Source organism: Cronobacter sp. EKM101R, from assembly GCF_963888145.1.
Taxonomy (GTDB): domain Bacteria; phylum Pseudomonadota; class Gammaproteobacteria; order Enterobacterales; family Enterobacteriaceae; genus Cronobacter; species Cronobacter turicensis.
Map to the genome: position 1 here is coordinate 1 of NZ_CAWPHW010000009.1, position 23091 is coordinate 23091.

22 protein-coding genes and 4 pseudogenes are annotated in these 23091 nt (G+C 48.0%); 17 read left to right on the plus strand and 9 right to left on the minus strand.

Annotated elements, in window-relative coordinates:
* On the minus strand, positions 1-3700 hold a 3700-nt coding region (locus tag AACV31_RS07765; RefSeq protein ID WP_166337104.1), incomplete at its 3' end, for a two-partner secretion domain-containing protein.
* A gap of 85 nt (positions 3701-3785) precedes the next feature.
* A complete protein-coding gene (locus AACV31_RS07770; RefSeq protein ID WP_165156941.1) occupies positions 3786-5597 on the minus strand; it encodes a ShlB/FhaC/HecB family hemolysin secretion/activation protein in 1812 nt (603 codons plus the stop codon).
* A gap of 334 nt (positions 5598-5931) precedes the next feature.
* On the opposite strand from AACV31_RS07770, the gene AACV31_RS07775 reads away from it, so the two are divergent.
* Both AACV31_RS07775 and AACV31_RS07780 read left to right on the plus strand, forming a co-directional pair.
* Positions 5932-6741: an AraC family transcriptional regulator gene (locus tag AACV31_RS07775; protein WP_165156939.1), complete on the plus strand. Its 810-nt coding sequence runs from the start codon at positions 5932-5934 to the stop codon at positions 6739-6741.
* A 160-nt stretch (positions 6742-6901) separates the two neighbouring features.
* Positions 6902-7804 (plus strand): ATP-grasp fold amidoligase family protein, encoded by a 903-nt coding sequence (locus AACV31_RS07780; protein WP_165156937.1) that lies wholly within the window; start codon positions 6902-6904, stop codon positions 7802-7804.
* Positions 7805-7873: 69 nt separating this feature from the next.
* Here AACV31_RS07780 and AACV31_RS07785 read toward each other — a convergent pair whose 3' ends face one another.
* Together AACV31_RS07785 and vapB are read right to left on the minus strand one after the other, a co-directional pair.
* Positions 7874-8284, minus strand: coding sequence for a type II toxin-antitoxin system VapC family toxin (locus AACV31_RS07785; protein WP_165156935.1), 411 nt, complete (start codon positions 8282-8284; stop codon positions 7874-7876).
* Positions 8281-8511 carry a type II toxin-antitoxin system VapB family antitoxin gene (gene vapB / locus AACV31_RS07790; protein WP_165156933.1) on the minus strand — a complete coding sequence of 77 codons (231 nt, stop codon included), beginning with the start codon at positions 8509-8511 and terminating at the stop codon, positions 8281-8283. The genes AACV31_RS07785 and vapB overlap by 4 nt, the downstream gene beginning before the upstream one ends.
* A gap of 693 nt (positions 8512-9204) precedes the next feature.
* On the opposite strand from vapB, the gene AACV31_RS07795 reads away from it, so the two are divergent.
* The 4 genes from AACV31_RS07795 (at position 9205) to AACV31_RS07810 (ending at position 11715) form a co-directional block, all read left to right on the plus strand.
* On the plus strand, positions 9205-9456 hold the full coding sequence (locus AACV31_RS07795) for a hypothetical protein (RefSeq protein ID WP_165156931.1): 252 nt from the start codon (positions 9205-9207) through the stop codon (positions 9454-9456).
* Positions 9449-10123: a hypothetical protein gene (locus AACV31_RS07800; protein ID WP_185155306.1), complete on the plus strand. Its 675-nt coding sequence runs from the start codon at positions 9449-9451 to the stop codon at positions 10121-10123. The genes AACV31_RS07795 and AACV31_RS07800 overlap by 8 nt, the downstream gene beginning before the upstream one ends.
* A gap of 57 nt (positions 10124-10180) precedes the next feature.
* Positions 10181-10774: a hypothetical protein gene (locus tag AACV31_RS07805; RefSeq protein WP_255491419.1), complete on the plus strand. Its 594-nt coding sequence runs from the start codon at positions 10181-10183 to the stop codon at positions 10772-10774.
* A 152-nt stretch (positions 10775-10926) separates the two neighbouring features.
* Positions 10927-11715 carry a site-specific integrase gene (locus AACV31_RS07810; RefSeq protein WP_165156929.1) on the plus strand — a complete coding sequence of 263 codons (789 nt, stop codon included), beginning with the start codon at positions 10927-10929 and terminating at the stop codon, positions 11713-11715.
* Positions 11716-12096: 381 nt separating this feature from the next.
* On the opposite strand, the gene AACV31_RS07815 is transcribed toward AACV31_RS07810, so the two are convergent.
* From AACV31_RS07815 to AACV31_RS07825, 3 genes are all read right to left on the minus strand, one after another.
* A complete protein-coding gene (locus AACV31_RS07815) occupies positions 12097-12969 on the minus strand; it encodes a RepB family plasmid replication initiator protein (RefSeq protein WP_023897702.1) in 873 nt (290 codons plus the stop codon).
* Positions 12970-13436: 467 nt separating this feature from the next.
* A complete protein-coding gene (locus AACV31_RS07820) occupies positions 13437-13676 on the minus strand; it encodes a plasmid partition protein ParG (RefSeq protein ID WP_165156927.1) in 240 nt (79 codons plus the stop codon).
* A gap of 52 nt (positions 13677-13728) precedes the next feature.
* Entirely contained in the window at positions 13729-14346 is a 618-nt protein-coding gene (locus tag AACV31_RS07825; protein WP_165156925.1) for a ParA family protein, read from the minus strand.
* A 976-nt stretch (positions 14347-15322) separates the two neighbouring features.
* On the opposite strand from AACV31_RS07825, the pseudogene AACV31_RS07830 reads away from it, so the two are divergent.
* The 3 pseudogenes from AACV31_RS07830 to tnpC all read left to right on the plus strand — a co-directional run.
* Positions 15323-15433, plus strand: a pseudogene (locus AACV31_RS07830) (type I toxin-antitoxin system Hok family toxin); the annotation flags it as partial.
* A gap of 774 nt (positions 15434-16207) precedes the next feature.
* Positions 16208-16709, plus strand: a pseudogene (gene tnpA, locus AACV31_RS07835) (IS66-like element accessory protein TnpA); the annotation flags it as partial.
* A gap of 25 nt (positions 16710-16734) precedes the next feature.
* A pseudogene (gene tnpC / locus AACV31_RS07840) lies at positions 16735-17814 on the plus strand (IS66 family transposase); the annotation flags it as partial.
* 28 nt (positions 17815-17842) lie between these two features.
* Here the strand turns inward: tnpC and AACV31_RS07845 are convergent.
* A pseudogene (locus AACV31_RS07845) lies at positions 17843-18167 on the minus strand (hypothetical protein); the annotation flags it as partial.
* Between AACV31_RS07845 and AACV31_RS07850 the strand changes: the two are divergent.
* From AACV31_RS07850 to AACV31_RS07860, 3 genes are all read left to right on the plus strand, one after another.
* On the plus strand, positions 18154-18309 hold the full coding sequence (locus AACV31_RS07850; protein WP_339379739.1) for a single-stranded DNA-binding protein: 156 nt from the start codon (positions 18154-18156) through the stop codon (positions 18307-18309). The pseudogene AACV31_RS07845 and the gene AACV31_RS07850 sit on opposite strands and share 14 nt — an antisense overlap.
* A gap of 24 nt (positions 18310-18333) precedes the next feature.
* Positions 18334-18609 (plus strand): hypothetical protein, encoded by a 276-nt coding sequence (locus AACV31_RS07855; RefSeq protein WP_185155307.1) that lies wholly within the window; start codon positions 18334-18336, stop codon positions 18607-18609.
* 130 nt (positions 18610-18739) lie between these two features.
* A complete protein-coding gene (locus tag AACV31_RS07860; RefSeq protein ID WP_001234475.1) occupies positions 18740-19561 on the plus strand; it encodes a DUF932 domain-containing protein in 822 nt (273 codons plus the stop codon).
* A gap of 295 nt (positions 19562-19856) precedes the next feature.
* Here AACV31_RS07860 and AACV31_RS07865 read toward each other — a convergent pair whose 3' ends face one another.
* Positions 19857-20504, minus strand: coding sequence for a transglycosylase SLT domain-containing protein (locus tag AACV31_RS07865; RefSeq protein WP_165156919.1), 648 nt, complete (start codon positions 20502-20504; stop codon positions 19857-19859).
* 275 nt (positions 20505-20779) lie between these two features.
* Between AACV31_RS07865 and traM the strand changes: the two genes are divergently transcribed.
* From traM to traL, 5 genes are all read left to right on the plus strand, one after another.
* On the plus strand, positions 20780-21163 hold the full coding sequence (gene traM / locus AACV31_RS07870; protein ID WP_165156917.1) for a conjugal transfer relaxosome DNA-binding protein TraM: 384 nt from the start codon (positions 20780-20782) through the stop codon (positions 21161-21163).
* Between the two features lie 193 nt (positions 21164-21356).
* Positions 21357-22043: a PAS domain-containing protein gene (locus AACV31_RS07875; RefSeq protein WP_161574078.1), complete on the plus strand. Its 687-nt coding sequence runs from the start codon at positions 21357-21359 to the stop codon at positions 22041-22043.
* 93 nt (positions 22044-22136) lie between these two features.
* Positions 22137-22364, plus strand: a complete 228-nt coding sequence (gene traY, locus AACV31_RS07880) for a conjugal transfer relaxosome protein TraY (protein WP_071645896.1) — start codon at positions 22137-22139, stop codon at positions 22362-22364.
* A 33-nt stretch (positions 22365-22397) separates the two neighbouring features.
* Positions 22398-22757: a type IV conjugative transfer system pilin TraA gene (traA, locus tag AACV31_RS07885; RefSeq protein WP_161574077.1), complete on the plus strand. Its 360-nt coding sequence runs from the start codon at positions 22398-22400 to the stop codon at positions 22755-22757.
* 14 nt (positions 22758-22771) lie between these two features.
* The gene (gene traL, locus AACV31_RS07890) at positions 22772-23083 is read left to right on the plus strand and encodes a type IV conjugative transfer system protein TraL (RefSeq protein ID WP_161574076.1); all 312 of its coding nucleotides are present in this window, start codon (positions 22772-22774) and stop codon (positions 23081-23083) included.
* Positions 23084-23091: the final 8 nt, after the last annotated feature.

Genomic DNA, 23091 nt, shown 5'->3' on the forward strand with positions numbered 1-23091 from the left:
TCACGCCGGTGCCGCTGCCGGTGGCGTTACCGCTGACGGCGCTGTTCCCGGTGCTGGTCAGCTTACCGGAGATATCCACGCCGGCACCGTCCACGCCGCTGCCGCTGACGGTGGTGTTGTTCAGCGCGCTGTTGCCCCTGATGTTCACGCCCGTGCCGCTGCCGGTGGCGCTGCCGCTGATATTACCGTCAGTGATGTTGCCGCTGAGGCTCACGCCGGTGCCGCTGCCGGTGGCGTTACCGCTGACGGCGCTGTTCCCGGTGCTGGTCAGCTTACCGGAGATATTCACGCCGGCACCGTCCACGCTGCTGCCGCTGACGGTGGTGTTGTTCAGCACGCCGGTGCCCCAGAGATTCACGCCGGTGCCGCTGCCGGTGGCGCTGCCGCTGATCTGACCGCCGATCACGGTGCCGCAGAGGCTCACGCCGGTGCCGTCCACGCTGCTGCCGCTGACGGTGGTGTTGTTCAGCGCGCTGCTGCCCCAGAAATTCACGCCCGCGCCGCGGCCGCTGAGTGAACTTCCTGTGATGTTGGTGTTGGTCAGCTTACTACTCACAAGAACAACACCGCTGCCATTTTGGGATGTCCCGTTCAGGTTAACTGTGCCATTCACCCCGGAAGTGTCCATTTTAATTTGTGAAATACCATGAAGGTTTCCACTACTCGATCCATTGATATTGGCATTGCCAGTGCCATTTATTGTTATCCAGCTATTCGCGACATTGAAAGCTCCCCCTATCCCATTCCCTTTACCACCGTCAGCATCAAACGTGAGGTTGGTATTATTAAGAACCATATATAACCGACCAGTAGTCTCTCCATTATTCAAAAAATTAAAAGCTGAGAGGTGATCAGTTCTATAGGTACCGGGGTCTTGTCTGGAGTAATAATCTACTAGTTCTTGAGTTATGTTACTTTTGGCATGTATATCTACAGTTCCGTTATTAAAGACCAACGTCGTATTAAGCGCTACAGCCATTCCGTTGCCATATTCTGCTGTGCCGTTGAGGATAGTTTCTCCGGTAAAGCTTGTGGTAGTGTTATCAAAAAAGATACCTTTCCCCAGAGCAAATGAGTCTGGTTTTTCAGTTCCTGTGTATCTACCATTAACAGCAATATTCCTTGCAGAAATATTGTTCACACGCGATAAAGCTACCCCTTCATAACCAAAATAAGCACTCATAGTCCTTTCCGCGGTTCCGTTAATAGTAACAGAACCATTTGCAGCACTCAGGTTAGCATTTGAAACAACTACACCATTAGTGGGAACTTTTCCGGTACCACTCACATTAATGGAACCGTTTGTTGAAACCAAAGATGTATTCTGAAGAGCAACTCCGGGGTTGCTACTGATGTTTGAAACCCCTGTCAATGATATATTTTCTGCTGCATTCAGGATGTTGCCATTGCCGAGAATGGAGACACCACCACCGCTACCATTCAGTGTGATAGAGCCATTTGACGCATTCAGGGTTACGGTGCCATTCAGTAATACCCCTTTGTTGTCGGCCGAGTTACTGATGGATATATTACCGCTCTCTGATGTAAGGGTGGTCGTACCCCGCAACTCCAGCCAGGCTACGTTCGGGGCATTCGTGTTATTACCGGTGAGTGTGATATTCCCCGTGGCAGACAATGTTGAGTTATTCACCCAAACAGGTAAATGCCGGCTGTTTCCACCACTCTGCGTTCCGGCCAGTGTGATTATCCCCCCGGAGAAAGAGCTACAGCCATCCAGACTCAGCAGTGACCCAGCATTACGTACCGTGTTAACGAAAGCGCTTTCACTCAGATTAACGTCCGGATTCCAGGCCGAGATAGTGATATTACCTCTGTCGTTTCCTGAAGAAGCTGACGTGTTCAGGGTGCTGTTGAATACTTTCACCGTAAGCGCATTCGCCTCTCCACCGGCCATCCGGCCAACAGTAATATCCCCGCCATTACTCTGCAGCGTGCTGCCATTGAGATGCACCATGGCAGAGTTGCTCCCCGCCCCCAGGAGGCTGATGTTTAACTTGCCTACAGTGGAGGTAATGTTATGGCTCTGAATGGTAATATTACCGTTCGCCTTAAGCGTCAGGCTCGCATCACCGCCTCCATTTTTGCTGATATCAGCGTTAACAGTGATATTCCCGCTCTGATTACCTCCTGCTGTCTGGCTTTGGGTCAGAATAGTAACGCTGGTCCCGTTATTCAGCTCATTGCTGATGCTGGTATTGCTGACCTGCGAGCCTGATGCCTCGGGAGTAACCTCAAAAAGGCCAGAGGTGTCAGTATTTTCAGACACGCTGGTACTGCTGCCATTCACAATGGTGATATCCAGTGGGTCAAGCAGCCAGTTACCTGCTTTGCCTTTTCCTGCGGATGCACTGACCGCTCCAAAAACCTGGAGGTTACCGAGTGAAGAGGTCTCTACCTGCCCACCGTTCCCCCCTTTATCCCCGCCTTTCGCGCTAATCTGGCCGTGGAAGTTGGTTAAACTCTCTGACCACAATACAGCCGTACCGCCGTTACCCTGCTGTGTCGCAGACACATCAATGCGGGAACCGTCCTGCATCACCACCTTGTCCGCATTACGAATGCTGACGTCCTTACCCTGCCAGCCCCCACCGATGTACACATCTCCCCCCCCCTGGCCGCCGGTCGCCGTTATGCTGCTGCCTTTGCCCAGCAGGAGGTTTTGTCCCTGCACAACAACCTTTCCGCCCTTACCGGACATATTGTCCGCCTGCAGGGAGCCGCTCAGGTTCACCACGCCGCTTTCGCCGCCGTCCAGCACAATGTTACCGTCCTGACGGCGCATGCCGCCCGCTTCCACCACGCCGCTCACGTTCAGTACCGTGTTCATCATCATATCCCGACCGTGCGCCGTCAGGTAAACCTGACCATCGCTGGCGCTGACCAGACCACGGTTTTCCACCAGGGCGTTAACCACGTCACCAGTAACCTGTACGGAGGTCAGACCGCCATTGTCCAGCTGCAGCGTGACGCGATCGGTGGCTGCCAGGACTGCCTTACCACTCGGCGTGCGGATAGTGCCATTGTTGCTGACCTTATCTGCGGCCAACACAATATAGCCACCCGGTGTCGTGGTCAGTGCCCCCTGGTTAACAATCGCCGCACCGGCTTTTTGCTCGCCGCTGAAGGTATAACGATGGTTAATGAAGTCGTCGTTTTCAATATCGCGGGTAGTGGCCACAAATCCGGAAGTGCTGACGCTGGCCCCCTTACCAAACAGGACGCCGTTAGGGTTGACCAGGAAAACCTGACCATTCGCCTTCAGGTTACCCATAATCTGCGACTCACCGCCGCCCACCACTCGGTTCAGCGCAGTAGCACTGCTGTTTGGCTGGTAAAACTGCACCGTGCTCCCTTTACCAATGTCAAAGCTGTGCCAGTTGGCCACCATATCCTGGCTGTTCTGATGAATATCCATCTGGTTGCCTGATGGTGTCTGGATGCTGCCTGACCCTGCAACAATCTGACCGCCGGTCGGCAAATTTGCCGCAGTCACAGGATGGACCATCATAATCATAACCGTCAGCATACTGAGTGCCATGGAGCGTACGCCACGACGTGCCCTCTCCGCTACGTCCACGCATCCTGTGGCTTTAGCCTTACCCACCCCGGCGGTAATTTCACTGACCACCACCAGTTCGTTGCGACGTTTGTCAAATTTCAGTTTATATATGCGGTTCATACTGTTCTCTCACTGAAGGTCCGGAAACAGACCTACTTGCTTCACGGTGTTATTTCCTTGTTTTCGTTTATGCGATAACTCGAACTCAGAACTTCTTCACGGCGGACAACCAGACACGGTTGTCATCACGAGTACCGGATACCGGGTCCTTACCGGATGACGAGCGTGCCCAAGTAGCAGTTACTGCGTAGCTACTCGGGGCGCCCACTGTAACAAACAGCCCGCCCCCGCCCAGATTCACCTCGTTTTTATCCGTCACGCGAAGGCCGGATTTGGTGACATTATCCCGGTTCTGCTGCCCGTTACCGTGGTCGTAAAAGATGCCCGCCGTAACAAATCGATGCCCCCCGCCTTGAGAACCTGACGGCAGGAACCAGCTCGCCTTCACTTCTGCGGTGGTTACCAGACCACGGTCTACTGCGCCAGCCCCCACGTCATAGGCACGTACCGCAGACGGCCCTCCCAGCAGGAACTTGCGGGACGTATCCAGGTTACCGCTGGTTTCCTGCCCGCTCAGACGGAAGGAAACCTGCAGAGGCCCGTAAATCTGCTGGTCGTGCTGTACCTGATAGTTCAGAGTGGAGAACCTGCCATCCGAGCCGCGTACGTCGCTGCCGCTCCAGAAACGGGATGTCTCATTTTGATATCGCATCCGGCCCAGAGTCAGATCCACCCGCCCCCCGGTCACCCCACCCGGCACCGTAGCCACGCTGCCCGCCACACCAATCGTTCCAGTGGTGGCCGTCTTATTGGCTTTCGTACCGTTCGCGACGGAGAACTTCTGCGGGTATTTGTCTGTAAGGAAGGACTGTCCCGCAGAAGCCGTGATGTTCAGTTGTGCTGAGCCAGTTCTTACAAGCGGATGCGTGACGTACACTTCCCAGTCATCGGAATATCCTCTGAAGCGCTCCTGCATAAAGTCGTACTGGTAATCCAGACGGCTATATGCCGCGCCGGCACGGGTACCGTAGCTGGACACGAGCTGGCTGTAATCCAGGCGACCATTCACGAGACCACCATGCTCGTAGCTGAGCGTGCCGTCCAATCGCAGCTGGTCACCGGTGCCGAGCAGGCTGTTCACATACGCTCCCCCCTGAACCCGGCTGCGCCCGGTGGACCGCGTTCCCTGGTTGTCCAGCCCCACATACCCTCCGAAACGTTGACCCGGACGCGCATCAACCATCACCGCCGTTGTGCCGCTCTTCTTACCAAGCTTCAGTGAGACGCTGGCCTCTATACCAGGTATTTCGTTCAGCAACAGGGACAGACGTTCAGCCTGTTTGCGAAGCACGGGCTTACCCTCTGGCGTGGCCGCACTGGCCATTCGCATGAGGAAGCCATCACGGATTGGGGCTGCGTTGCTTACGGATGCGCGGTCAGCAATACCTGGCAAGACGGTCAGTTTCAGCTCACCGTCGCGGATAACCTGACGGGGAATGATCACCCGGGCGGCCATTAGTCCAGCATCGCGGTACCGCGCAGTCAGCTCTGCGGTCAGAGAGCGCAGGTCAGCAAAGGATAGTGGTCTGCCGGTATACGCACGCAAAACTGGTTCCACCTGTACAAAGAGTGAGGACTGCGCGCCAGACAGGCGGATATGCTTCAGGATCACGCGCTCAGAAGACGTGTCACGGACAGTCTGAGAAGCCTCCAGGGATGTCGCAACACTAGGTGCAGTAAGCTCAGGTATATGCACCAAACGGGATTCATCCTGACGGATCTGGTTACCAAGGGAGCCGGCATTCTGCAGCAATGATGCCCCCTGAGCATGGAGAGGCAGGCTGAGTGAGAGAACAGCAACCGGAGCGGAGATTCGGCTAGCCAATATCATCTGGCTAAACGCGGCAGGTAGCATTCTCAGGCGAAAAGAAGGTTTTGACATGAAATTAACCTCCATTACAACATTGCAGTTCAAAAATCAGTATTATTAGAAAAATCAAAGGAGTTAAAAGAAACCGTACTAATTAACTTGGCGGATAAACCCTCCCACAGTCATGCTAAATTCTCAAAAATTATTCCACGACACTTCAAGAAAGTCGCAAAACAGCAAGAAAAACATCAAACAAAACACATACAAAAAACCAGCCCACTTTTTGATAAAAAAAGCGCACTAAAATAAATAAAACACACTTTAAAGAAAGCTAATAGATACATTTATAACAGTGATATCCGCTACAACAAGTTCGTTTGATAATGTTTTTTTGCATCAAAATGTGAGGTCCCAGGCCATCATGAAAAACCACTTAACTTATCGTACAAAGGTCCATCATTTAAAGGTAAGGCCGTATCAGTTTAGCATTTTATATGCCAGCAACTGTTCAATAAATATTAAAGAAGAAAAAAGTCATGATGAAATTAACATACCTAAAGGAACTATATCTTTCATAGAAAGAAATCAAAGTCTTCAAATTCACATTATCAAGGAGCATAATGGAGATGCCTATAAGGTGCATACTCTGACATCTGATACCGTACGGAATTTGATTAACATTCTTGAACCATCATTAAAGTTTATCCCTGTTGATATAGCGAATGAAAGAAAACTGAAAGATAAAATCCACATTGTACCAGGAGATGGGATAAACAAAATTCTTTTCCAGAGCATAAAGGAAAACGAAGATGCAGCCTCTGAAATCTATAAGATCGCATGCTTAATATTAAAATCAGATAAACCAGAAAAAATATACTGGTCTTTACGTCTGTCAGCATCGAGTTTTTTTTCTGACAGGGTAAAGAATCTCATAGAGTCCGATCTGACCCAAAAATGGCGTTTATCGACTATTTCAGAAATGTTAAGTTTGTCTGAAATTGCTGTCAGAAAAAAACTTGAGGCCGAGAACACGAGTTTCTATCAAATTCTTCTTGATGCAAGGATGCAAAAAGCAGCAAAGCTGATCCTAGATGAAAATCATCATTTAAGAAAAGTCGCTTCAAGTATCGGCATGTCAAGTACATCATACTTTATTAAGACGTTTTCATCATATTACGGGGCGACCCCCAAACAATTTTATTTATACTTTAAAAATATAAGCCATCAATAAGAATAGGCTAAAAAATATTTATAAATCACATACAAAACATTAAGCTTTTTAATATTAAGTTATAACTCAAACAGGTTCAAATAATAAGTATCATTGTCAACACCCAGATAATATCATCGTGATGCATAAATAAAAACAAATTCATTAATGAGGGCAAATAATGTTCAAGCAAAGCTACAAAATAATTGAATACCAGTTCAGAGCATTGCGAACTTTATTCGTTTCAGATGAAAATTACCGTCGTAGAAAGTTTAAAAAAATATTTAATAAGGAGCTAAACCTGTCGCCGCCGTCAACCCTTAATGAAAAAATAAACTATAGAATGATTTTCGAACGCGATTTTTTCTTCACCATTATTGCTGATAAGATTGCCGTTCGGAACTATGTAGAAATGATGGTGGGCAACAAACATCTGGTCCCGTTGCTTGCCGTTTTTGATAGTTTAAGCATACAGGATCTCGAGGAACTTCCGGATTCTTTTGTTATGAAATGTAATCATGATAGCGGCAGTGCCATTATCTGTCATGACAAGAGTGAAATCGACAAAAAGAAATTGGTCAGTCACTTTGCTCGCCGGTTGCGCATGAATCCATATTATACAAATCGGGAGTGGCAGTATAAAAATATTAAGCCTCAGATACTGGTTGAAAAAAAGTTAAATATTTTTGCCGGAAAAAATCAGGATATAACACCCGAAATGTTCCGTGTGCATTGTTTTCACAAAAAACCTATGTATATCGAAGCTGATTTTACCTGCATGAATGGTCGACAATACGTTAACATTTATGACGCTCACTGGAAGCTTCAACCGTTTACGCTGGGATATGGTAATACTCCTTACGACATTGAACGTCCCTGTTGTTTACAGGACATTCTTGATATTTCAGCGAAACTCGCCACTTGCCTTGATTACTGCAGGGTCGACCTTATGGTTGAAAACGAATGGGTTTACTTCAGTGAGATCACACTGACTCCTGAAAGTGGTCAGCTAAAGTTCTGCCCTGCAGAATGGGATTTGCGTCTTGGCTGCTTATGGGATTTGCCTGTGATGAGAGTTGGTTAGCCTCCGGGAAAAACAAAGGTCCGCTTCTGTCAACAGGCGGATCTCGATAACCTGACTTTCTGACTAAAACTAATTAATCCAGTCTTCAAGCAACAGTCCAGGTACCCGCTCCCGCATATTGTTCGTGACCAGCACGGCGCCGGCGGCAATGGCATGGCCGGCAATCGCCGTATCATTCGGGCCGATCGGCGTGCCGGCGAGGCACAGCGCGACCTTAATCTCCGTGGTGGCGTGCACCGCGGCGCGGTCCCAGGGCAGGACGGCATCGAGCCGGGCGCAGAATTCCTCGACCAGCTGCACGTGACGCGGCGAGGCCTTCGGGCCGGTGGCGCCAAAGCGCATTTCGGAGTAGGTAATGGCCGAGACCACGATGCGGTGGCCGCGCAGCACCGCCTGCTCCAGGCGCTTCAGGACGGCTTCCGGCTGCTCGCGCATGATGAACGAGCAGATACAGGTGTCCAGCATATAGGTTGTGTTCACAGGTCAAATCGTCCTTCGTCGCTGACAACGTCCTCTCGCTCTGCCATAAAGTCCGAATCGGCTTTTTCGAGCTGTGCGAACGAGCACCAGGTCGGCCGGACGGGACGCAGGATGATTCTGTCCCCGTCCCGGACAATCTCCAGCTCGCTCACGCCTTCAAAATCCATGTCACGGGGAAGCCGGATGGCGCGGTTGTTGCCGTTTTTAAAAATGGATACGGTTCTCATGGTCTTTTTTTCCGGGTAAGTGTGGATATGTGGCGCATATCCGGAATGATGTGCATTGCATCGGGTGTGTGCATATGTCCAGTATAGGCAGATGCACAGCATATGTATAGGGGGTATATATGCAGATGTGAAGCATATGTATATGCGGTGCATATCCTTATTTCTCTCTTTTTCCGCTGAGATCCGAAAACCGGTAGAGACGGATCTCCGCGAACCGCACCGGTGCGCTGTGCAGCATAAACACAATATGCGCTATACTGCAGCTGACTTTTAGTACATATGTTGTGTTTCACTCCTGATCCGTGACCGGCTGCCCCCCCGGAAAAGGGCGCTTTGTTTATTTCCTGACCGTGGTACACTTCCGGAAAACCGAAAATATGAAAAAAATCGGATCACCCCGTAACGGGCTTCCGGTAATTTAACTGTATGGTTATATTCATGCTTATTATTCTTATTAAAATGATAACTTTAAGCGAAAATTGTGTTGAGTGACCATCAGGGCGGGTAATAGTGTGAATGATTGCAGGGCGGGATTATTTCTTTTGGAGTAAATGGTGAGCCATACTTTTAGGCAGGTCGTTTTTGGGTTGCAAATTCTACATAAAGATCTCTGGTTTTCTACTAAGGCAAAGCTCAGTGAGCTGACTCATTGTGACAAGTGAGATTTTATCAACTGGGGGCAGAGTTCTTGCGATGCAAACTGGCCATCCGGATGAGTGGGAGTTTACTCCGCTTTCTGACAAACCGGATACGGGATTGATTATTGATGAGCCAGATGATGATTCCGCTATCACCGCAGATTTCCTTAAGAATGTAGGGTTCTGGATGACAATGTTGGAACATCCTTACGTTGAAGAAAATGGTGCCTTTGTTACTGAAAACGACCGCAATGATTCCTGTTACAGCAGCTGGAGGGATTTCTCAATAAGGAACAAACATGGCTGACTGGTTTATTGCAACCGAAGGCGTGAAGGTGGTGAAGGACAGCGCCAGCCTGTGGCCGCAGATCATTACTGCGGTTTCGAGCATTGGTGCCGCAATGGGCGGTGTCCCTCTGACGCATCGTTTTACGCTAAAGCGTGAGGAAGCAGCAGCAAAAGAAAAGCTGGCCAGCGAGCGCCTGTTTATCGCTACAGAGCTGATTATTATTCTTGAGCGATTTGCAGATGAATGTGCGCAGGAAGCCATCAATGAAGGTGAGACCATAATCGTACCTGGTGGACAAAATTTTCGCAAAGGCATTAACAGTGCTCCTGCACCGCCCGATTACGAAAAGGTAGCTGGCGACCGGCGTAGTCTGCCTCCTATGTTGATGTACCGTATCCGGGAACAGCCTGTGCTCAGAAACGAGGCAATGAGAGTAATCACATCAACCCGAGAAAACGATACCGGGATGCTGGATGATTACTATCCTGAGCGTCAGTATCAGTATGCCTGGCTGGGCCTTAAATCCATTGGGCTTGCCAGAGAACTTCGTATGATTTGCGGACTGCAACGCTCCCGTTTTAATTCTTCGTCCTCTTGGTCACCTCATGCAGTAATGCTTGATGTCCTGCAACGTGAACTGAAACGAAGACACAGGGAACCGAACGATGATGATTTCACCCTCTGACGTAATTAAAAACCCTTCCATATGCCACATCAAAGACCATCGGGATAATACCTGCCCATGACTGAACAATCCTCTGCGGAACAGCGGTATCGTGACAACGAAAACGCCTGGCTGATCACCCTGCCGGAAAAGCGAAACGGGGCACACTTTTTCCAGGCTCTTACCCTTGTTGCCATCAGAACCGTCAGTGACGTCTATTATCCGGCAGCCGTTAGTGTGGAAGACCGTTCCCCCAGACGTCTGGTACGCCGTGACTGTGAGCTGAAACTTTACTGGCGTGGCGGTGGCTGGCATCAGGAAAAATCCTTTCTGGCCCGTTACACCATCAATCTTTATGACGGTACCACCCAGCTTAACCTGACCAACAGTCACTTTATGCTGGATTACGAGCTACGGGAACGCGGGCTCGGATCGTGGATCATGCAGCAACTGGCCAGATTGGCAAAAAATCTGCCATCTGATACGCCCGTGAAATCGATCCGGACGGGTCCCGCCGATGAAGAAGATGCAGAAAACCATTCCCGGCGTGACCGGTTCTGGCACGGACTGGGGTTCCGCTTTGCTCCCGGCAGGCAGCGGTGCGAATCCGAACGTGGCACTGCTGCAAAAGGGCGTGCATATTCTTACTCAAGCCAAAGACCATGCCCTTAAAGCCAGCAGAGAAAAGATCCGCCCGCAGCCGCGTATGCTGCTTATCCAGCTCATCAGCGCACCGTTTACGCTGCTGTCCTGGCTCGTTCATCAGGTGAAGCGACAGTCTGCTGCCAGGCATGCTCAGCAAAAAGAAACCCACCCGGACGATCATGAAGGATAACTATGTGACCATGACTAACTATCCCGCCCTCCCTCCGCAGGCTGTCTCGTTACCCGTCGCCATCGATTATCCGGCCGCACTGGCGTTGCGTCAGATGGCTCTCGTTCAGGATGAACTGCCGAAATACCTGCTGGCACCGGAGGTGAACGCCCTGCTCTACTATGTGCACGATCTTCACCGTAAAATGCTGCTGGCAACTCTCTGGAACACCAGTGCGCGTGTTAACGAAGCACTGGCACTCACCCGGGCAGATTTTTCGCTAACGCCATCGCTGCCGTTCGTACAACTGGCAACGCTCAAACAGCGTGCGGAGAAAGCGGCGCGAACAGCCGGCAGGGCACCGGCAGGCAGCCAGGCGCATCGCCTGGTGCCACTGTCGGATCAGCATTACGTCAGCCAGCTGCAGATGATGATAGCAACCCTGAAAATTCCGATGGAGCGCCGTAACAAGCGTACCGGCAGAACTGAAAAAGCGCGTATCTGGGAAATCACCGACCGCACCGTACGCACGTGGATTAATGAGGCCGTCGATGCCGCTGCCGCTGATGGTGTCACGTTCTCGGTGCCGGTGACACCGCACACGTTCCGGCATTCCTACGCCATGCACATGCTGTACGCTGGCCTTCCGCTGAAGGTGCTACAGAGTCTGATGGGGCATAAATCGGTAAGCTCGACGGAGGTATACACGAAAGTGTTTGCGTTGGATGTCGCCGCACGGCATAGGGTTCAATTTTCAATGGCAGAAGCTGATGCTGTTGCAATGTTGAAAACCAGATAGCTAAATTTTGCGCTTTGTGAACAAAGCAAGGCTCTGAGGGTATAACAGGCCAGACTTCATGTAGCGCAATGTCATTATAAATATAACCGCTATTATATATCTCCTGACGATCAGAACGAATTGGCTTCTGGCTGGGCGTTAACTCAGCCTCCAACAAGGTGGTTACTTTCATAAATAGCTCGCTGCGTTCATAAAAAGCGGCTACTTTCATAAGATAACCTGACTTCAGGCACCTCTTTATTCATGATAATTTAGACCCCCCCCTTGTCATCAAGGCTTTCAAGCTATCAAAAGATGACTACCTTATGAAAGCAACCGCTTTTAAACAATCAAAATTATGAATGCAGCCGCTTTCAAACAAGATTATGAACGTGACCGCCTTCACGCTACTGGTAACGTAAGGCGTGGCGATCGAGAGTGAACGATGAACATGATTTCCCTACCCTTTTTGGTTTCTGTGTAATCAAGGTAACCAATGCTTTTTAAATCCTTCATCGCGCGCCGTATAGTTGCATTCTGGTCCTTTACCTGAGATTCCATTGCAAGCCTTTCACGCAGCCGCTTCATGGAGACATACAACGTACCGGCAGGCATACTTTCGAAATAGACATAAAGGGATTGGGCTGACTCCTTACGGGATAATGCTGACAGCGCTTTCAGTCCGAGTAAAACCTTATGATCATAGCGATATAGCTCCCATAGACTCGGATCTCCAACTATCTCAACTTCATTCGTTTCCATATCAAGTTGCGCACGTTGGACAAGGTGGGTTACAAGGCTGCGCTTGCCATCCTGACTGCGAAACGAAAGAGTCACGCTAGACAGGTTAAAAAGAGATTCGCTTAATCGATTTCTGGCTCGGCCATTGATGTCAGTTGGTCTCAGACCGCACATCCTTGCGAACTCTGAGAAAGGTAGACAAATTTTGTCGGAGGTATAACCATACTTGGAGAACGCTGAAATAATCCCGATCCAAGTCTTAAAGTCGGTTGACATACCGAGCTTAGCCCCCTGGATTTTGATATTGGTGTACCCTTCCTGCCGCGCAACTTCCAGGCTTGAAAGTTCTTCCGACGCATCAATAAGAAAATCACGTTTTCCCTTCTCTTTTGGGGATACCGGAGTGAACACACTGAGGCGTAACAAAGCCACAGGCTGCACAGTTTTGTTACTGTTCGGCGTCAGTTCATAACTCTCCCCTGACTCTTTCTTTTTGATCGCAAAAGGGCTTTGCTGCGCTTCAGAATTTTCCATTTATCCACATCCAGTGAGTAAAAGCAGCTGGCTTTATGAAAGTAACCGCATTTAACTTATGAAAATAACCGCCTACATTATGAAAGTAAACGCGTTCACTATGAAAGTAACCGCCCGGTTTATGAAAGTAACCGCTATGATCGCTATTTATTTAATATAAATCAGTGGCTTATAGGTGTGGTGATCTCTATTGAACTGTAATGATCTATGTAATGATCTGATCAATTGATCTATCAGGTGAATATGTGGATAAAGTACTACGTGATCATATGGCTATAAATCCTGCTACGTGCGTCCATGCTAACACCTATCTTGAGGCCCTATACTCGTTAGCAGCCAAGTACGATTACACTTTGTAGTACCAAGCCTACAAACCAAACACCCATGACCTATAGATGTCTCATTTAGCCAACTAAAGTAATCATTCGCTTAAGCAAGAACATTTGAGTTAATGAGTAAAAACGCAATTACTCATTACCTTTTAACCACGAATCAACGAGATCATTCATTACATCTGAAATAGAAGCGCCTTTTCGGGCACATGCAGCTTTCAATCTCTGATGTTTTTCTTCTGCCATATTGAAATTGACGCGTTTTTGTATGCCCGATGGTTGGGCTGATATAACTTTATCTAAATCCCTGTTTTCACCGAAGGTCATAACCCGAGGTGAGGCAGTCTGAGTACGGTTCTGCTTTACTAAGCTCATAACAACACTCCAGCACACATTTACTCATTTGAGTTTATGTGTAAATGTGTGTTTAATCAATTAATTTAAGGATCTCACCTGCAAGCACTTCTATCTCACCTTTGGCAGCTCCGTCATTAGTATCAAACACCGTTTCGCCATCAAGAACAGATTTCACATAACTCTGTCTTTGTGTAATAGACGTTTTTAAAGAAGGAATTCCCGTTGCAGTGATGCTCTCACGCAGAATGCCAAGCATCGTAGCTTGCTCGATTTTGCGTGTAATAAGGAAACGGCACTCAACAGGTCTGCTGTATGACTGAGCTTCCAGCACACTTATAACTGCACCAGAAGCAGAAAAATCCAATGGTGACGGCGTCACTGGAATGATAACCAGATCACTGACCATAACTGCAGCGGCAGTAATTACAGAGAGCGCACCTGCTCCATCAATCATGACATAGTCATAATCTGCTAGTTCTTTCCTTATTGTATAAACATCCTTTTCAGACGCTGCAGTGAATACGTCAAAGTTCGCTTTTTCAGCCCTGTTCCAGTTTGCAAGGCTTTGCTGTGGATCGGTGTCTACAACAGCCACACGATGTCGCTTAGCAATGCTGGTACTGACGTTAATTGTGACAGTAGTTTTACCGCTCCCACCTTTTGGATTCAAAAACGATATTACTTTCATTTATACCTCATATTTTACTCATATGAGTTTATGTGTATTAACTTTAATGAGTTTTTGAGTAAGTAGTTTAAAGCATAAAGGCAAATGTGTAAATGGAATTATGTGTATTTACTCATATGAGTAATAGGGCTTAGATACAAATTTGTCCGCCTACGGTCGGACACAGAATCAATATCCACAGAAACGCGCGTAGCGATGCTTAGCTACTAGCCATGCCAGTGAAGGGGCGATGGTGTCTTAAGGGGGGATCTGGAGACTACGACACAGGCCCATGGTTACAACTGTATCCATAGAGCATCAGTGGAAACACTATAAATCACTATTTCAACTCATTTGAGTTTTTGAGTGGATGAGTAATGTAGTTTCGTACGATGAAAATTGATAGTTATGTCAGCACCTACATAAGGGTGGGGCTCTGAACTGATCGGCCATAGTGGGAGTTACACCGCCATCTGCAGTGCGTACAGGACAATATCTTTTGTCGTCTGTAGTGCATTAACCAGCCGATAATCTTACTGAGAACAAATCAACAACCACGACAAGATACAGCCAGTCTTAATGTGTCCTGACGTAGGTTTATCCAACGCACATACGGAGCATCCGGATTGGGTCGCCTCTCACTCGCCTGGTCGGCGACACGATACTGGCCTCAACTTTGCGTGCCCGCAGCCTACGTTAAAGTGAATAGCGCGCCGCTATGATTCATGATGTTCTGGGAATGTTAGGAAAAAAATAACACAGGAAAATGGTGAGTATTTATACATGCTTAAGGCTATTAATCTTGGGCAGATAATCGACATGGGGATATAATGGCCGTGGCGCTTGAGGCTCTTGTCTCATGACGTTCACGTGGTGTGTAACTTTGTTGTGAGGCAGAAAGAAGAAAGCCCCGAAGGTAATTTTTCAATTAACCAGCGAGGCCGTCTATATGCGTGACAACATCAGATTAGCCTCTTACCCGCCGAAAGGCAAGGAGATAACGCTGTTGATATTCACATTCCTGACGCGTAATTCACTCTGTGAATTACGACTGAAGGACGGACAAAGGGAGTTCGCTGCGTTTCTGGCTTACGAATCCGGTAAGTAGTAATCTGGAGGTGGGGGAAACCCCGCCTTTTCAGAGTAGATGTTGGATTGCATTGCCACGAGCGCCTTTATAAGGGGCTGTCAGTTCAGGCTGGCAGCCCTTTTTCCGTATATAGACCGCTGCCCCCAGCGGCAGCTCCTGCAGGCAGGGGATTACATAAAGCTGATGAAAATATTAACTTTATAAAAACTATGGTGGGAGCCGGGGAAGAGCAACGCATATTTGCCAGGGCTACGCTGGGATATCAATATTTTGATAAACATAAGCCAGTTACCGTGGAGCAGGTTGTTGGCTAGCGCCGGAACGACAGCAAAATAGTCCACAGTTAACCGCGTACAGAAAAATATTATTAAGGGCAGCTTGCTGGCTAAATCAAGAAGAGGTAAACGAACCCGTACACGTGCCATAACGGAATAGATGGTGATTTTAACATTAACCAGTCAGTGTGGTCTCTCAGTGAAGAAATGATAAAGCTAAGACGCTGAAATTTATAAATATGTCAGAAGGTGATTTTTTTATCTTTCAGTATGGCCTCTCAGAGGGTTATCGTCTCATTTCTCTGTGGTTAAGAGGGCAAGGCTGTTGGTCGCTGCGTTGCTGGCTTTTTTATTCTCACTTATTTTACTGGGCAAAAGGACACGGTAAATTTTTTCATGTTCTTTGAGTCAGCGCTCCGTCGCTTAATGACCATTGCTAAGGTGCCGGTAATATACATTATTACGTTATCACAGTCTCTGGCGTAGTTTGTGGTATTTTCGTGCGCCTTCGGAGTGCAGGCCTTTGCCTGCAGGTATGTCGGAGCAGGAACTTGATGCCTGCCTTTACGGACAATTCTCCACTCGACCAGCCGTACGTCCTGAAAGCACCGTTATATCCGAAGCCCCCGCGGTAAAAAAACGTCCCCGGCGGCCCAGCTTCCCTTATGAGTTCAAAATCGCCTTAGTGGAGCAGTCACTGCAACCCGGGGCCTGTGTGGCACAGATTATCCGTGAAAACGGAATCAACGATAACTTGCTCTTCAACTGGCGTCATCAATACCGGAAAGGTGGCCTGCTGCCTTCCGGAAAAAATATGCCGGCACTGCTTCCCGTGACGTTAACTCCGGAGCCGGATAATAAAATCCCGGCACCAGTGCAGGTTGAACAGATAGAACACCGTCCGACAGTCTGTGCTGCGAGCTGGTTCTGCCGGCAGGAACTCCAGACTGAAAGGTGAACTGACGCCGGCGTTATTACAGACACTTATCCGGGAAATGAAAGGGAGCAGCCACTGGTGATATCTCTCCTTGCCGGTTCGCGCATCTGGCTGGTTGCCGGTGCGACCATATCGTGCAGGCACCGGTGCCTTCAAAACCCATTGCACGCAGTTATGCCGGCGCGGGGCTTCTGGCTCATGTTGACACCGGGAAATATGCAGACCATCTGCCGTTATACCGCCACTCGGAGATATACCGTCGCCAGGGTGTGGAGCTGAGCCGCGTCACGCTGGGGCGCTGGACAGATGCCGTTGCTGAACTGCTGGAGCCGCTGTATGACGTCCTGCGCCAGTATGTGCTGATACCCGGTAAAGTCCATGCCGATGATATCCCCGTTCCGATCTAGGTGCCGGGCAGTGGTAAAACAAGGACTACCCGGCTGTGGGGCTATGTCCGTGATGACCGTAACGCCGGTTCGGAGATGCACCCGGCGCTCTGGTTCGCGTACAGCCCGGACCGGAAAGGCATACATCTACAGAATCACTTGGCCGGTTACAGCGGTGTACTTCAGGCCGATGCTTACGGTGGCTACCGGGCGTTATACGAATCCGGCAGAATAACGGAAGCCGCGTGTATGGCTCATGCCCGGAGAAAAATCCACGATGTGCATGCAAGAGCGCCCACCGATATCACCACTGAAGCCCTGCAGCGTATCGGTGATCCGTATGCCATCGAGGCTGAGGTCCGAGGGAGGGGGGCAGCAGAACAACGTCTGGCGGCAAGAAAAGCCAGAGCTGCGCCACTGATGCAGTCAATGAATGACTGGATACAGACTCAGATGAAAACACTGTCGCGTCACTCGGATACGGCAAAAGCGTTCGCATACCTGCTGAAACATTGGGATAGCCTGAACGTGTACTGCAGTAATGGCTGGGTGGAAATCGACAACAACATCGCAGAGAACGCCTTACGGGGAGTGGCCGAAGGCCGGAAAAACTGGATGTTCGCGGGTTCCGACAGCGGTGGCGAACATGCGGCGGTGTTGTACTCGATGATCGGCACATGCCGTCTGAACAATGTGGAACCAGAAAAATTGCTGCGTTACGTCATTGAGCATATCCAGGACTGGCCAGCAAACCGGGTACGCGATCTGTTGCCCTGGAAAGTTGATCTGAGCTCTCATTAAATATCAATACGGTTCTGACCAGCCGCTTACTGTTGCTTCTGATACTGCAACTGTTCTTCTTTTTCCTGCTGCTCTGATTACTGTCCGTTTTGTTGTTCTCCTGCTTATACCTTTCCCGGGCGTCTCCCTGGCGGGGCGGGCTGTCGTGAACTGAGCCTGCGGAGCTGTCTCCTCCCTGACGCAAAACCCTGGCTTGCAGCGACCATTCCGGTCGCGCCGCTTCTGTCGCGCCGTGGTCTGCGCTCGGTGCATCCCGGTCAAAAGACGCCGGGATGTACCGAGCAACGCCGTTTCGCAAACCGCGCTTCACGTCGTTGCGGCGGGTCCCTGCCCGTTGTTGTGTCCGGTGCTATTCACCTGTTTAAGCACCTGTCTGTGCCCCTTGCGGCGAAGGTTCTCAAAAAGGTGATGGCTAATACCGGAGGGAACAAAAGGCAGGTCCCCGCAAAACGTCAAAACCGCGGCTCCCGAAACTCAACAGATGATGGGGGCTGAAAACCAGACAGTGGAGAAAGCAGGATGAGTACCCGAAATATCCACGTTAACACCGCGTCGTACACGCTTCTTGTTGCCGGGAAGAAAAAAAACACCGGAGAAGAATGGGACGTCCTGGAATTCAGCAGCCTGAATGAGCTGAAAAAATATCGCAAAAGCCACCCGGAAAAGATGGCCTTCAGCTATAGCTACACGCTCAGTCAGGGTGTGGATACGAAGTTCCGCCATATCAACGTTGTGCAAGCCGATCACTTCAAACAGTTCCTGCGTCAGATTAAGCGTGCCGGCCTGGATATCTAGGCGATCTGCTGACCGTATGTGATGAATATTTCTCTTGGTTGTTGCCATATTGTTAATGGCAACCAGGAGGGATGATATTAAGCGGAAAAATTTTTTATTAAATTTATTCTTTCATAAAGGAGTAGCTGTTATGCGATTAGCTTCCCGTTTTGGTCGGTATAATTCCATCCGCCGTGAACGTCCTTTAACGGATGATGAATTAATGCAGTTCGTGCCTTCGGTATTTTCCGGTGATAAACATGAGTCCCGGAGTGAACGTTATACGTATATTCCAACAATCAATATCATCAATAAGTTACGTGATGAAGGTTTCCAGCCATTCTTTGCCTGTCAGAGTCGGGTTCGTGATTTGGGACGTCGCGAATACAGTAAACATATGTTACGTCTTCGCAGGGAAGGGCATATTAACGGGCAGGAAGTTCCTGAAATTATCCTGCTTAATTCACATGATGGTTCATCCAGTTATCAGATGATCCCCGGGATTTTTCGTTTTGTCTGCACAAATGGCCTGGTGTGCGGAAATAATTTTGGCGAAATCCGCGTTCCACATAAAGGTGATATTGTCGGGCAGGTTATCGAGGGAGCGTATGAAGTACTCGGTGTCTTTGATAAGGTCACTGATAATATGGAGGCGATGAAAGAAATTCATCTTAACAGTGACGAGCAACATTTATTTGGCAGAGCTGCACTGATGGTCAGGTATGAAGATGAAAATAAAACGCCAGTGACGCCTGAACAGATAATTACTCCCCGTCGTTGGGAGGATAAACAGAACGATCTCTGGACAACCTGGCAGCGGGTTCAGGAGAATATGATAAAAGGTGGATTATCGGGGCGAAGTGCCTCCGGGAAAAATACCAGGACAAGAGCCATTACAGGTATTGATGGTGATATAAGAATCAACAAGGCGTTATGGGTGATTGCCGAACAGTTCAGAAAGTGGAAGTCATGATAATATAAGTAAAGCCCCGAAAAATTTTTGGGGCTTTACTTATATTATCATTCTTCGGCATCGCTGTGTCGTCTGATATACCTCAATTTCATCAACTGGCTTTCCGGTTGTCTGTAAATATTGTGCCCGCGAAAAATGGTCTGGCAGGAGGCTGCGCAGTTACCGGGTATATATAAGATGGGTTCCCGCTTCGCGGGGCTTCGGCCAGTCAGTATTGTCACTCATATGATATTTTTGTGTGTGGCCTTCCATGCCGCTTTTGTGGCATAACCGGTATCTGACAATGTCTGTAAGATTAATTGTTCTGCACGCTGTTAATTTCCGGAAGTGATTTCTTCGTGGCCGGAATCCGGATACCTTTACTGCTTTTTATGCCGGTATAAATCCGGTAAACATCTGATGCGTAGGCAAGACGTCTCTGGTTCTGGCGTTCGGTCTTCCTGAATCCGGCATTGTATGCACCAACGGCCTCCCAGGAGACGCCCCATTTTTTAAAGGCTATTGCCAGATAATAAGCACCGGTATAAATGTTCATGCAGGGATCTGTTGTCAGATGTTCCGGCTTAATTCCATAGCGGGCCAGTTCGTTAAAATGCTGGGAATCTACCTGCATCAGTCCGCTGCCATATCCCGTTACCGGATTAATACCGATGGCATTAACCCGGTAACGGGATTCTTTCCATGATATTGCTCTCAGTAAATCAGGATCTATTTTGTAATCCCGGCCTGCAAGATCAAAGCAATCAGTGGCATGGCAGATCTCATTTATAAACGTCAGGCAGATGGCTAACATCCATTTTTTCATTTTTCCACCTCTGGTGACTTTATCCGTAAATAATTTAACCCACTCCACAAAAAGGCTCAACAGGTTGGTGGTTCTCACCACCAAAAGCACCACACCCCACGCAAAAACAAGTTTTTGCTGATTTGCTTTTTGAATCATTAACTTATGTTTTAAATAATGTATTTTAATTTATTTTACATTATTAAATAGGGTCGTTGACGACCCTATAGCGACCCTATGGCGACCCTTGTTAGGGTCAGTACTGACAATTTTTATGAAAAACATTGGTATATATTAGGGCCGCCCCTAGCAGCGCCGTGCGTTTTTTTATAGTATGACCCTGGGGGCGCCGCTAGGGGTGCCTTCTTTTTTCAGAGCATACTATGAGTAGATGATATAAAACACTTATTTCAGAATCTAAAAGGTGCTGTCTTATGGCCAGAGTAAATCTGTATATCAGTAATGAGGTCCATGAAAAAATCAACATGATTGTTGAAAAACGTCGTCAAGAGGGAGCAAGAGATAAAGATATAAGCCTTTCAGGAACTGCTTCAATGCTTCTTGAATTGGGACTTCGTGTATATGACGCTCAAATGGAGTGTAAAGAGTCTGCGTTTAATCAGGCAGAGTTTAATAAACTTCTTCTTGAATGTGTTGTAAAAACTCAGTCAACGGTGGCAAAGATTTTAGGTATTGAGTCTCTTAGCCCTCATGTTTCTGGAAACCCGAAGTTTGAATATGCCAATATGGTTGACGATATCAGAGAGAAAGTGTCTGTTGAGATGGAGCGATTTTTTCCAAAAAAAGATGAGGAATAAAAAAGAATTAAAAGTTAATTTTCTTCAGATAACAGAATATTGATCTACCTCAATTTGATGACAAATAATCACATAAAGGGTATATTAATTACGTGGTTAATGCCACGTTAAAACTTGATGTTAAAAATCGCCGATGCAGGGAGTTTCGGCCTCCCTGCATCGACTATCCATAGAATCCTTAACGGAGGTTCCTATGTGTGCGCTGGATCGTAGAGAAAGGCCACTTAACAGTCAATCTGTAAATAAATACATCCTTAACGTTCAGAATATCTACAGAAACTCTCCCGTTCCGGTTTGTGTCCGTAACAAGAACCGGAAAATCCTTTATGCCAATGGAGCTTTTATTGAACTCTTTTCCAGAGAAGATAAACCCTTATCCGGAGAGAGTTATATACGTCTGCAGGTTGAAATTTTTCTTTCATCACTTGAACTGGAGTGCCAGGCTCTTGGGCATGGTTCTGCATTTTGTCGTCGTTTTAATTTTCATGGCGAAATCTATCAGATAAGGATGGAGAATGTTTCTTTTTATAATGATGACTCTGTTATTTTATGGCAAATTAATCCGTTTCCGGATTATCCATTTTTTGCGTTAAATCAGAGTGGGAGTAATACAAATACTTCTGATAAATTAACGATATGGAATGATCTTTCTCCCGGAACATTGCTTGTTTTCTCTTTTTATATGCTGGGTGTTGGCCATGCAACAATTGCCAGGGAGTTGGGTATTACAGACAGAGCATCTGAGGATCGAATTAAACCAGTTAAACGAAAAATAAAAGAATTTTTTGAACGCTTTGATTTATTCAGGGTGTCATGCATCTATAAAGGGGAAATAGATTCGCTATTAAGTGTAATTCGTGAATTTTATAGCGTTAAATAAATGTAAAATTAGGCACGCCAATTTTGGCGTGTTTTTTTTCGTCGGTTTCTGTGCAATCATAATTTTATTGGTCGGAAAACAGAGGTGAATTTAGTGAGGAGGCGTAACGCGAGAGGAGGTATAAGCAGAACGGTCTCGGTGTATCTCGATGAAGATACAAATAATCGACTTATTCAGGCCAAAGATCGTAGTGGAAGAAGTAAAACGATAGAAGTCCAGATCCGTCTCAGAGATCATCTGAAACGGTTTCCTGATTTCTATAACGAAGAAATATTCAGGGAGGTGACTGAAGAGAGCGAGTCAACATTTAAAGAACTTTAGTTTTTATCTATCAATATTAAACAGAGGAATCATATGGACGCCGTTTTAAGTGTTCAGGGTGCTTCTGCGCCCATCAAAAAGAAGTCGTTTTTTTCTAAATTCACTCGTCTGAATATGCTTCGCCTGGCTCGCGCTGTGATCCCGGCTGCTGTTCTGATGATGTTCTTCCCGCAGCTGGCGATGGCTTCCGGTGGTCAGGACCTGATGGCAAGCGGTAACACCACGGTTAAGGCGACCTTCGGTAAGGACTCCAGTGTTGTTAAATGGGTTGTTCTGGCTGAAGTTCTGGTCGGTGCGGTCATGTACATGATGACCAAAAACGTCAAGTTCCTGGCCGGTTTTGCCATCCTCTCTGTATTTATTGCTGTGGGTATGGCCGTCGTTGGCCTCTGACAGGAAATAAAACGATGTCGGGAAACGAGAACAAACTTAAGAAATATCGTTTCCCGGAAACACTGACCAACCAGAGCCGCTGGTTTGGCCTGCCGCTGGATGAACTCATTCCCGCCGTAATCTGTATTGGCTGGGGGATGATGACATCAAAATATCTTTTCGGTATCGGTGCAGCGGTTCTGGTTTATTTCGGGATTAAAAAACTGAAAAAAGGGCAGGGCAGTTCCTGGTTACGTGACCTGATTTACTGGTATATGCCAACAGCCCTGCTGCGTGGGATTTTTCATAATGTTCCCGATTCGTGTTTCCGGCAGTGGATTAAATAGAACTGATA

Excerpts from the sequence above, each read along its gene's own strand:
- traM (WP_165156917.1), top strand. The coding sequence starts at position 20,780 with ATGGCCAGAGTAAATCTGTATATCAGTAATGAGGTCCATGAAAAAATC.
- AACV31_RS07775 (WP_165156939.1), top strand. The coding sequence starts at position 5,932 with ATGAAAAACCACTTAACTTATCGTACAAAGGTCCATCATTTAAAGGTA.
- AACV31_RS07800 (WP_185155306.1), top strand. The coding sequence starts at position 9,449 with ATGGCTGACTGGTTTATTGCAACCGAAGGCGTGAAGGTGGTGAAGGAC.
- vapB (WP_165156933.1), bottom strand. The coding sequence starts at position 8,511 with ATGAGAACCGTATCCATTTTTAAAAACGGCAACAACCGCGCCATCCGG.
- AACV31_RS07795 (WP_165156931.1), top strand. The coding sequence starts at position 9,205 with ATGCAAACTGGCCATCCGGATGAGTGGGAGTTTACTCCGCTTTCTGAC.
- AACV31_RS07875 (WP_161574078.1), top strand. The coding sequence starts at position 21,357 with ATGTGTGCGCTGGATCGTAGAGAAAGGCCACTTAACAGTCAATCTGTA.
- traL (WP_161574076.1), top strand. The coding sequence starts at position 22,772 with ATGTCGGGAAACGAGAACAAACTTAAGAAATATCGTTTCCCGGAAACA.
- AACV31_RS07810 (WP_165156929.1), top strand. The coding sequence starts at position 10,927 with ATGAAGGATAACTATGTGACCATGACTAACTATCCCGCCCTCCCTCCG.
- AACV31_RS07860 (WP_001234475.1), top strand. The coding sequence starts at position 18,740 with ATGCGATTAGCTTCCCGTTTTGGTCGGTATAATTCCATCCGCCGTGAA.
- AACV31_RS07865 (WP_165156919.1), bottom strand. The coding sequence starts at position 20,504 with ATGATTCAAAAAGCAAATCAGCAAAAACTTGTTTTTGCGTGGGGTGTG.
- AACV31_RS07780 (WP_165156937.1), top strand. The coding sequence starts at position 6,902 with ATGTTCAAGCAAAGCTACAAAATAATTGAATACCAGTTCAGAGCATTG.
- AACV31_RS07770 (WP_165156941.1), bottom strand. The coding sequence starts at position 5,597 with ATGGAGGTTAATTTCATGTCAAAACCTTCTTTTCGCCTGAGAATGCTA.
- AACV31_RS07855 (WP_185155307.1), top strand. The coding sequence starts at position 18,334 with ATGAGTACCCGAAATATCCACGTTAACACCGCGTCGTACACGCTTCTT.
- AACV31_RS07805 (WP_255491419.1), top strand. The coding sequence starts at position 10,181 with ATGACTGAACAATCCTCTGCGGAACAGCGGTATCGTGACAACGAAAAC.
- AACV31_RS07825 (WP_165156925.1), bottom strand. The coding sequence starts at position 14,346 with ATGAAAGTAATATCGTTTTTGAATCCAAAAGGTGGGAGCGGTAAAACT.
- AACV31_RS07820 (WP_165156927.1), bottom strand. The coding sequence starts at position 13,676 with ATGAGCTTAGTAAAGCAGAACCGTACTCAGACTGCCTCACCTCGGGTT.
- traA (WP_161574077.1), top strand. The coding sequence starts at position 22,398 with ATGGACGCCGTTTTAAGTGTTCAGGGTGCTTCTGCGCCCATCAAAAAG.
- AACV31_RS07815 (WP_023897702.1), bottom strand. The coding sequence starts at position 12,969 with ATGGAAAATTCTGAAGCGCAGCAAAGCCCTTTTGCGATCAAAAAGAAA.